11 protein-coding genes and 1 pseudogene are annotated in these 8,441 nt (G+C 65.5%); 7 read left to right on the top strand and 5 right to left on the bottom strand.

Going from position 1 to position 8,441, the window contains the following annotated elements:
* From ACRDU5_RS16235 to ACRDU5_RS16225, 3 genes and pseudogenes are all read right to left on the bottom strand, one after another.
* Nucleotides 1-473 (bottom strand): aromatic ring-hydroxylating oxygenase subunit alpha (locus tag ACRDU5_RS16235; protein WP_526615655.1); only part of this gene is annotated, 473 nt, incomplete at its 3' end.
* Nucleotides 474-563: 90 nt separating this feature from the next.
* A complete protein-coding gene (locus ACRDU5_RS16230) occupies nucleotides 564-716 on the bottom strand; it encodes a hypothetical protein (RefSeq protein ID WP_526615657.1) in 153 nt (50 codons plus the stop codon).
* Nucleotides 662-883: pseudogene (locus ACRDU5_RS16225) on the bottom strand (acyl-CoA dehydrogenase family protein); the annotation flags it as partial. The pseudogene ACRDU5_RS16225 and the gene ACRDU5_RS16230, both read right to left, overlap by 55 nt.
* Nucleotides 884-939: 56 nt before the next feature.
* Between ACRDU5_RS16225 and ACRDU5_RS16220 the strand changes: the two are divergent.
* From ACRDU5_RS16220 to ACRDU5_RS16210, 3 genes are read left to right on the top strand one after another with little or no spacing between them, the layout of a single operon-like run.
* Nucleotides 940-1,851, top strand: a complete 912-nt coding sequence (locus tag ACRDU5_RS16220; RefSeq protein ID WP_526615654.1) for an NAD-dependent epimerase/dehydratase family protein — start codon at nucleotides 940-942, stop codon at nucleotides 1,849-1,851.
* Nucleotides 1,851-2,594 (top strand): hypothetical protein, encoded by a 744-nt coding sequence (locus ACRDU5_RS16215; RefSeq protein ID WP_526615652.1) that lies wholly within the window; start codon nucleotides 1,851-1,853, stop codon nucleotides 2,592-2,594. Before ACRDU5_RS16220 ends, ACRDU5_RS16215 begins: the two co-directional genes overlap by 1 nt.
* Before the next feature lie 9 nt (nucleotides 2,595-2,603).
* Nucleotides 2,604-3,563: a TIGR03564 family F420-dependent LLM class oxidoreductase gene (locus ACRDU5_RS16210; protein WP_526615651.1), complete on the top strand. Its 960-nt coding sequence runs from the start codon at nucleotides 2,604-2,606 to the stop codon at nucleotides 3,561-3,563.
* On the opposite strand, the gene ACRDU5_RS16205 is transcribed toward ACRDU5_RS16210, so the two are convergent.
* Complete coding sequence (locus ACRDU5_RS16205; protein WP_526615650.1) at nucleotides 3,515-3,964, bottom strand: VOC family protein; 450 nt, start codon at nucleotides 3,962-3,964, stop codon at nucleotides 3,515-3,517. The two genes, ACRDU5_RS16210 and ACRDU5_RS16205, sit on opposite strands and share 49 nt — an antisense overlap.
* 63 nt (nucleotides 3,965-4,027) lie before the next feature.
* On the opposite strand from ACRDU5_RS16205, the gene ACRDU5_RS16200 reads away from it, so the two are divergent.
* The 4 genes from ACRDU5_RS16200 to ACRDU5_RS16185 are packed head-to-tail and all read left to right on the top strand — an operon-like array spanning nucleotide 4,028 to nucleotide 8,019.
* Entirely contained in the window at nucleotides 4,028-4,690 is a 663-nt protein-coding gene (locus ACRDU5_RS16200; RefSeq protein WP_526615649.1) for a TetR/AcrR family transcriptional regulator, read from the top strand.
* Between the two features lie 28 nt (nucleotides 4,691-4,718).
* Complete coding sequence (locus tag ACRDU5_RS16195) at nucleotides 4,719-6,020, top strand: acyl-CoA dehydrogenase family protein (RefSeq protein ID WP_526615648.1); 1,302 nt, start codon at nucleotides 4,719-4,721, stop codon at nucleotides 6,018-6,020.
* A gap of 38 nt (nucleotides 6,021-6,058) precedes the next feature.
* Nucleotides 6,059-7,045 carry a phosphotransferase family protein gene (locus ACRDU5_RS16190; protein ID WP_526615656.1) on the top strand — a complete coding sequence of 329 codons (987 nt, stop codon included), beginning with the start codon at nucleotides 6,059-6,061 and terminating at the stop codon, nucleotides 7,043-7,045.
* Nucleotides 7,045-8,019 (top strand): NADPH:quinone oxidoreductase family protein, encoded by a 975-nt coding sequence (locus ACRDU5_RS16185; RefSeq protein ID WP_526615647.1) that lies wholly within the window; start codon nucleotides 7,045-7,047, stop codon nucleotides 8,017-8,019. Before ACRDU5_RS16190 ends, ACRDU5_RS16185 begins: the two co-directional genes overlap by 1 nt.
* Nucleotides 8,020-8,034: 15 nt before the next feature.
* On the opposite strand, the gene ACRDU5_RS16180 is transcribed toward ACRDU5_RS16185, so the two are convergent.
* The coding region (locus tag ACRDU5_RS16180; RefSeq protein ID WP_526615646.1) for a hypothetical protein at nucleotides 8,035-8,441 on the bottom strand (407 nt) is incomplete at its 5' end.

Genomic DNA, 8,441 nt, shown 5'->3' with positions numbered 1-8,441 from the left:
TCCCAGACGTCGCAGTGCACGCTCACCAGGCCGTAGCGGCTCTTGTCGAGGTCGAAGAACTCCTCTTCCTGCTGGACGAACGTCAGGTTGCCGTCGAGGTCGTATCGCCAGGCGTGGTACTTGCAGGTGAACTGCTTGCATAAGCCGCTGGTCTCCTCCAGCGGCATGTCGTTCCACACCAGCTTGTTGCCGCGGTGCCGGCAGATGTTGTGGTAGGCCTTGACCTCGCCGGCGGTGGTGCGCACCACGATGATCGACGTGTTGGCGACTTTCAGCTCTTTGGTGAAGTAGCTGCCTTTGCGCGGAAGCTGTTCGACGCGACCGACATTCAGCCACGCGCGCCTGAAAACGGCTTTGCGTTCGATCTCGTAGAACTCGGGGCTGATGGAATCCTCGTAGGACACCGGCTCGGTTCCCAATTGTGGATAGTGCTGCGTCCAACTGCCCTCGGGCGGTTTGGGAAAACGAGCCATCAGCTTCTCCTGTCCACTCGGCGCCGACGGTATATGCTTGCGCCAATAATCACAAGTAGTTGATATTGACCCGCGTGAGTAGCCGACAAATCAGCGCGCGGGCAGCTTGAGGACGCGCTGCCCGATGATGTTGCGCTGGATCTCCGACGTGCCCCCGGCGATGGTGCCCGCGAAGCTGCCGATGTAGCGCGCGAACCAGCCCGCGGTGAATTGTTCCGGGCTGTAGGGGTGGGCAACAGCCACCCGTGGTCGAACTGCAGCCGCTGCCAACGACGTGCCCATTCCGGAACGTGCGACGTCGAACTTGACCGCTCCGCAGCCGCCTCGGCCTCTGACGGCAGATGCTCGTCGAGGAAGGCGATGAACTCCGCGCGGAATGCCTCAACCTCGTCGTCGAACCTCAGTTGCACATGGTCAACATATCAAGTACTTAACATTTACGGCGCGGTGCGCTATGACTAATGGGATGCTCGCTTCAGAAAAGATCCTGATCACCGGCGCGACAGGCAAGATCGCCTTCCCGATAGCGCGGGCTCTCGCGCGGCGCAATGAGGTATGGGGTGCGGCGCGCCTGCGCGAGCAAGCGGGCCGGGACAGATTGGCGGATGCCGGGATCATACCGATTGCCCTCGACATGGCCAAGCCCGACTTCTCTGTTTTGCCAAGTGATTTCGACTATGTATTCCATGCAGCAGTCGATCCTGGCATCGACGACTGGACCCGATGCGTCGAGACGAACGCACACAACTCGGGCGAGCTGCTTGCGCATTGCCGAACCGCCAAGGGCTTCGTCTTCTGCTCGACCGGCTCGATCTACGGCTACCAGGGCCGGCGACCGCTACGCGAGACCGACCCGCCAGGTGTGCCGCTGCGGCCGAACTACAGCTTCTCGAAGATCGCGGGCGAAGCGGTGTGCACGTGGGTGGCCGACCACTATGACGTTCCGCTCACGGTCATCCGGATCTGCTCCACCTACGGGCCCGAGGGCGGGGCACCGGCCGATCGCCTCGATGCGATGTTGGCGGGCAAGCCGATACGCCTGCACCCTGACAAGCCGAACAAGTACAACCCGATCTACGAAGACGATTACGTCGAGCTCGGCATCCGGGCGATGGAGGTCGCCGACACTCCGCCGGTCGTCGTGAACTGGGCGGGCAGTGAGACGGTCAGCGTCGAGGACTACTGCACGTACATGGGCGAGCTCGTCGGCGTCGAGCCCATCTTCGACTACACGCCCGACGCGCACACGCCGCTGTGGCCCGACGTGACCCGCATGCACGAGGTTCTCGGCAGGACGAAAGTGCCCTGGCGCGAGGGTTTCCGCCGAATGATCATCGCCCGCCACCCCGAAACCGGTCTGCCCCAAGGATATCCGTGATGCTGCTGCCAGGAACCCCCTCCGACGAGGTAGATGGCGTGCTCGCCACCGGACGCGGCGAGATCAGCACCCTTTACGTTTCGATGGCGACGCGTCATCCGGAGGGCCGTGACGCCGACTATCTGCGCTGGCACACCCTCGACCACCGGCCCGAGCAGCATCGGCTCGCCGCGGTGCGCGCCTCCCTGCGGCTGGTGTCGACGCCGGCCTGCCGGGCCGCCCGCGCGTCGGGCGGCGAGCGCTTCGACGCGATCGACCACGTGATGACCTATTTCTTCACCGATCAACGTGGGCTCAAGGCGTTCTACGAACTGTCCGCGGCGCTGGGCGGAGCGGACCGGAAGTTGCCGCTGCTGCCGCCGGTACAGCGTGGTGTGTACGCGGTGCAGAGCAAGGTTGCGGCACCGCGGGTCATGATCGGCGCCGACGTGCTGCCCTGGTGGCCGGCCCGGGGCGTGTACCTGCTGCTGGAAGCGGGCACGACACCGCCGGCGGATCTGACCGACGTCGAAGGGGTGGCCGGCGTCTGGTCGGTGGCCTCGCAGCGGGTCGATGCGGGCCTGGCGAGTGCCCAGCCGGGTCAGTTGCTCACCTACTGCTTCCTCGACGACGACCCGGTCGCCACGGCGGCGCGGTTACGGCCGGCGTTGGCGGCCCGGTGGGGGCAAGCCGGCGTCGAACCGCTGTTGGCCGCACCGTTTTATCCGGTCGTGCCGCATGACTGGGATCGACATGTGCCGTAGGAGGTTTGAATGCGGATCGGCTTGATGGTCGGCTCCGACAAGGAGCGCTCACGTGCGGACCGGCTGGGCGGTCTGCTGGCCGACGGAAAGAGGGCTGAAAGCCAGGGTTTCGCGTCGTTCTGGATTCCCCAGGTTCCCGGTTACCTCGACGCGATGACGGCCGTCGCGCTTCTCGGTCAGGTCAGCGAGCGCATTGAGATCGGAACGGCGGTCGTTCCCATTCAGACCCGCCATCCGCTGATCATGGCGCAGCAGGCGCTGACCACCCAGGTCGCATGCTCCGGCCGGTTCACCCTCGGTATCGGCCCGTCGCATCACTGGATCATCGCCGATCAGCTCGGACTGCCCTACGGCCGGCCGGCACGGCTGGTCCGTGACTACCTCGAGGTGCTCGACGCGGCGTTCGCGGGCCCGGGTGCGGTGGCGGTCGACAATGACCATTACCGCGTGCACAGCCCGGTGGATGTCACCGACGCATTCGAGATGCCGGTGCTTATCGCCGCGCTCGGGCCGACGATGCTTCTGATCGCCGGCCAGCGCAGCGGCGGAACCATCCTGTGGATGGCGGACGAGCGAGCAATCGGCGACTACGTGGTCCCCCGTATTACCGAGGCGGCGGGCGGACGCCCGGTGCGCGTCGTCGCCGGCGTTCCCGTGGCGCTGTGCTCCGACAACGAAGTAGAGCCCGCCCGGGCATATGCCAGCGAGGTGCTCGGCCATGCCGACTTCTCCCCCAACTATGTTCGGCTGCTTGAGCATGGCGACGCCCAAGATGTCGGAGACACCATGGCGGCCGGCGACGAGTCAGCCATCCTGGCGCGCCTGCGCCGCTACCGCGATGCGGGCGTCACCGATCTCGCGGTCCGGGTGGTCCCCCTTGGCGAAGACGCGACCCAGCGCAGTGCGTCGCGGCGTCGCACTCAGGAGTTCGTCGCATCGCTGTTCTCCGAGTTCGCTTCTGGGGCATAGGCGCCCATGAACTCGATGGGTACGCCGCCCATCGTGCAGAAGAACAACTCGACGCCGGGCACACTGGTGTCGAACCGGGTGACGTCACTCGCAAACGTCTGCGCTTTGTCATGCGCGCCGCTGAAATCCTCGGTCAAGAACGAGAGCGCTGCGAGTCCCTCGGGCGCAAACTCACGCAGGTGCTCCGGAACGTCGAGCACCTCGATCAGACCGGAGTCGCCGCCGCCGAGCATGGTGACGTCCGCCCCGTCGGACGGCGGCCAGCCCAACGTCGCCTCCAGCACCGGACCGGGAACCCGCATTTGGAACTGGACTTCCATGCCGACGACATCGGTGAGGAAGGCGATGAAAGTCTGCGCCGAATGGCTTCGCATGACGACGTGATGCAGCTGGTTTGCCATCAATAGATAGTTAGACAAACGTCAACTATATGCAAGCGCCAATCTGGCGGTTACAGTGCGATAGTGCCGAAGGACAACGCGGTGACGGTTGCTGACGGTAGTCAGCGCCGCGCCTCATTTCAACGCGCTCGATCGCATCAGACCAAGCGCAGCCTGGTTCAGGCGGCAATGGCGCTATGGCGCACCAACGGCTATGCGAAGACGACGGTCGCCGACATCTGCCGGGCGGCCGGCGTGTCGCGGGCGTTGTTCTACTTCTACTTCCTCGCGAAGGAGGACGTGCTCTTCGAAGTCGGGCTGCTATCCACCCGCGCCGCGCAGAAGACCGTCCGGACGCTGCTGGATAGCGACTACGAGATCGAAACCGTCGTCGCCGAGGCGCTGCGCAGCCTGGAACGGTCGATGGCACGCAATCCCCGCGACCTGATCGTGCAGACGATCCTCGAGGGCTACCGACAGCAACACCGCATCCTGTCCGGAGACCGGCCCGCCGCCACTGACGCCGACATGTTCGGCGAGCTCTTCACCCGGGCGAAGGCCGACGGCAAATTGGGGCAACACCTGACTGATATTGACGTGGCGCACTTGTCGGGATTGGCTCAGATGCATGTCAGCGAGGGGGTTCGGCATTGGGCTTCGGGCAGCTTCGGCGACCGATCCTTCGCCGAGGTGGTGGCCCGCGACATCGCTGCACTGATCGCCGGATACAACGCAAGCTCGGCGTGACCATGGAATAGAAGCGAGGAGGCCGGAAATGGCGTGGGATTTCGAATCCGATCCCGAGTACCAGAAGGTGCTGGACTGGGCGGACGAGTTCGTCCGCGAGGAGGTCGAGCCGCTCGACTTGGCGTTTCCGCACCGGCAGTTCCAGCCGTTGGACGACAAGCTCCGCAAGGTTGTCGACCCGCTCAAGGAAGAAGTCAGGGGACGGGGTTTGTGGGCCACCCATCTGGGACCAGAACTGGGAGGTCAGGGCTACGGCCAGCTCAAGCTCGCCCTGCTGAACGAGATACTGGGCCGGTCGCAGTGGGCGCCGATCGTGTTCGGCTGCCAGGCTCCCGACACCGGCAACGCGGAGATCATCGCCCACTTCGGCACCGACGAACAGAAGGAGCGGTACCTGCGGCCGCTGCTCAACGGCGAGCTGTTCTCCAGCTACTCGATGACCGAGCCGCATGCGGGCGCTGACCCCCGCTTGTTCAAGACCCAGGCGGTGCGTGACGGAGACGACTGGGTGATCAACGGCTGGAAGTTCTTCTCCTCCAACGCCAAGACCGCGTCCTTCCTGATTGTGATGGTAGTGACCAATCCCGAAGTCAGTGCCTACCAAGGAATGTCGATGTTCCTGGTGCCGACCGACACACCCGGCGTGAACATCGAACGAAACATCGGGCTGTACGGCGAGCGTGAAGGCGAGGGGTCACACGCGCTCATCCACTACGACAACGTGCGGGTGCCCGCCGACGCGGTGCTGGGGGGCGAGGGCCAGGCTTTCGTCATCGCTCAGACCCGTCTCGGCGGCGGCCGCATTCACCACGCGATGCGCACCATCGGGCTGGCGCGCAAGGCGCTGGACATGATGTGCGAGCGCGCCCTCAGCCGGGAGACTGCTGGCAGCCGGCTGTCCGAAAAGCAGTTCGTGCAGGGCTATGTCGCCGACTCCTATGCCCAGTTACTCCAATTCCGATTGATGGTGCTCTACACGGCCTGGGAGATCGACAAGTACAACAACTACAAGAAGGTGCGCAAGGACATCGCAGCGGTGAAGGTGGTCATGCCGACCGTCCTGCACGACATCGCCTGGCGGGCAATGCAAGTACACGGTGCGCTGGGTGTCACCAACGAAATGCCGTTCCTCGGCATGGTGACCGGCTCCGCTGTGATGGGGCTCGCCGACGGTCCGACCGAAGTGCACAAGACAACGGTCGCAAAGCAGGTGTTGCGCGACTACCAGCCAACCGACGACACCTGGCCCACCCAGTGGCTGCCGAGGAAGCGGGAAGCCGCCAGGGCGAAGTTCGCCGAGTACCTGGAGAACGAAGTGGGCAATCTGTGAGCGATGTCGAGATAGACGTTGCGCGGCTCGCCGATTGGATGGACGCCGCCGCGCTGCCCGGTAAGGACGAACCGCTGCAGACGCGGTATTTGTCCGGGGGCACCCAGAACGTCATCTTTGAAATCCGACGTGGCGACGAGCTCTGCGTGCTGCGCGTGCCTCCCCCCGGCGCGCCACCGGACCGGGACAAGGGCATCCTGCGGGAATGGCGGATCATCGAGGCGCTCGATGGCAGCGACGTGCCGCACACCGCCGCGGTCGGCGTATGTGCCGATCCCTCGGTACTCGGCCGTCCGTTCTATCTGATGGGTTTCGTCGACGGCTGGTCGCCGATGGATCAGAGAGCGTGGCCCGAACCGTTCTCATCCGATCTCAGCGCGCGGCCCGGGCTGTCGTATCAGCTGGCCGAGGGCATCGCGCTGCTGTCGAAGGTGGACTGGAAAGCCAGCGGGCTGCATGATCTCGGTCGGCCCGACGGTTTTCACGAGCGCCAAGTCGACCGTTGGACGAGCTTTTTCGAGCGGATCAAGGGCCGGGAGATCGAGGGCCTCGACGTGGCCACCGACTGGCTGCGCACCCACCGCCCGCTCGACTTCATCCCGGGACTCATGCATGGCGACTACCAGTTCGCCAATGTGATGTATCACCACGGGGCGCCGGCGAGACTGGCGGCCATCGTGGACTGGGAGATGGGTACGGTCGGCGATCCGAAACTGGACTTGGCCTGGATGGTGCAGAGCTGGCCGGAGAAGCCCGACGCACCGGAATCCTCGGAGATGAGCTACGTCGACATGCGTGGAATGCCTTCTCGCACAGAGGTGATCGACCACTACGCCAAGGTCTCCGGGCGGCAGGTCGACGATCTGGACTACTACCTGGTGCTGGCCAAGTGGAAACTGGCGATCGTGCTGGAGCAGGGCTTCCAACGTGCGGGAAATGACGAGAAGCTGCTGGCCTACGGACCCGTCATCGTTTCGCTGATGCGGTCGGCGGCCGAGCTGGCCGAATCCTCCGACTATCGGTGATGCGCGCCGCGGTCTGCCCCACGTACGGCCCGCCGGAAGTGATTCGTGTCGAGGAGATACCGTCACCGGCGCTCGAAGCCGGGCAGGTCCGGGTGCGCGTTGGCGCCGCCGCGGTCAATTTTCCCGACGTCCTACTCGTCGCCGACCGATACCAGATCAGTGTGCCGCCGCCGTTCGTGGTCGGCAGCGAGTTCGCGGGCGTCGTCGTCGAACTCGCGGATGAGGCAGGCGATCTGACGGTCGGCGACCGGGTGACCGGCACCGCAATGTACGGCGCGTTCGCCGAACAGGTCGTGGTGCCCGCGGCGGGACTGGCCCGGATACCGGACGGCATCGCGGAGCGCACCGCGGTGGCCTTCGGCGTGGCCTACCGCACCGCCTATCACACGCTGCGCTCGGTCGCGCTACTGCAGCCCGGCCATGAGTTGATCGTGCTGGGCGCCGGTGGCGGTGTCGGGCTCGCGGCGGCGCAGCTCGGCGTCGAGTTGGGCGCTGGTGTCACCGCTGTGGCGTCGTCAGTCGAAAAGCTCGATGTGGCAGCCTCATACGGCGCCCATCACCTCATCAACCACCGCTCGGGCGATCTGCGCACCGCGCTGCGCGACACGCTGCCCGATGGTGCGGATGCCGTCATCGACCCCGTCGGCGGTGATCTGAGTGAACCCGCGCTGCGATCGCTGCGCCGGGGCGGGCGATTCGTCACCGTCGGTTTCGCGTCCGGCGTGATCCCCCGCATCCCGCTCAATCTGGTGCTGGTAAAGGGCGTGCACGTCCTCGGTTTCCAGTTCCAGGATGTTCCACCCGACGAGTTCGTCCGCAACGAGAACGAACTCCGCGCACTCCTCGCCACCGGCAAAGTGTCACCCCATATCGGCGCGGTCTACCCACTCGCCGACACGGCGCGGGCTCTCCGTCACGTCGCCGACGGTCGCGCGATCGGCAAGGTTCTCATCGACCTCGGCGGAGCGGGCTGATTCCGCGCGGCGTCGTCAACTCGCGGGAACGAGGTCCGCGGCGACCGAAGGGCACGACATCACACCGCAGCGGAATGTCTCGGTGTCGCCGACGAGGCCCGCATCGGGGTCGTCCGCCGCGGCCAACGCCTGGGTCTTGAATGCCCGGGCGGCCGCGCTGAGGTGATGCGCAACAGGTCCGACGCTGTCGTCGAGCCCCGCGGGCCAGCTGTCACCCCACAGGGTGACCTCGGTCAAGCCTTGCTCGAGCGCGCCGAGCACGCCGCGGCGCACCCGCTCGTCGCTTTCGAACAGGTCCGCGGCGACCGCGACAGTCTGCGGATGAGGCCGCTCTGCCCACAGCGCCAGCGCCGATTCCAGGTCCGCGGTCTCGACACCGAGGATCTGCAGCGGCCGCTCGTCGGAGTGGTCGCCGATGAGTA

Origin of the sequence: Mycobacterium sp. (genome assembly GCF_050701515.1) — a bacterium.
In the GTDB taxonomy this organism is placed as follows: domain Bacteria; phylum Actinomycetota; class Actinomycetes; order Mycobacteriales; family Mycobacteriaceae; genus Mycobacterium.
The sequence above is the reverse complement of the archived record's forward strand: the minus strand, read 5'-3'. Positions and strand labels throughout refer to the sequence as shown.

What these genes read in the sequence shown, in the direction of transcription:
- ACRDU5_RS16220 (WP_526615654.1), top strand. Translation starts at nt 940, where the DNA reads ATGCTCGCTTCAGAAAAGATCCTGATCACCGGCGCGACAGGCAAGATC.
- ACRDU5_RS16215 (WP_526615652.1), top strand. Translation starts at nt 1,851, where the DNA reads ATGCTGCTGCCAGGAACCCCCTCCGACGAGGTAGATGGCGTGCTCGCC.
- ACRDU5_RS16210 (WP_526615651.1), top strand. Translation starts at nt 2,604, where the DNA reads ATGCGGATCGGCTTGATGGTCGGCTCCGACAAGGAGCGCTCACGTGCG.
- ACRDU5_RS16205 (WP_526615650.1), bottom strand. Translation starts at nt 3,964, where the DNA reads ATGGCAAACCAGCTGCATCACGTCGTCATGCGAAGCCATTCGGCGCAG.
- ACRDU5_RS16195 (WP_526615648.1), top strand. Translation starts at nt 4,719, where the DNA reads ATGGCGTGGGATTTCGAATCCGATCCCGAGTACCAGAAGGTGCTGGAC.
- ACRDU5_RS16190 (WP_526615656.1), top strand. Translation starts at nt 6,059, where the DNA reads ATGGACGCCGCCGCGCTGCCCGGTAAGGACGAACCGCTGCAGACGCGG.
- ACRDU5_RS16185 (WP_526615647.1), top strand. Translation starts at nt 7,045, where the DNA reads ATGCGCGCCGCGGTCTGCCCCACGTACGGCCCGCCGGAAGTGATTCGT.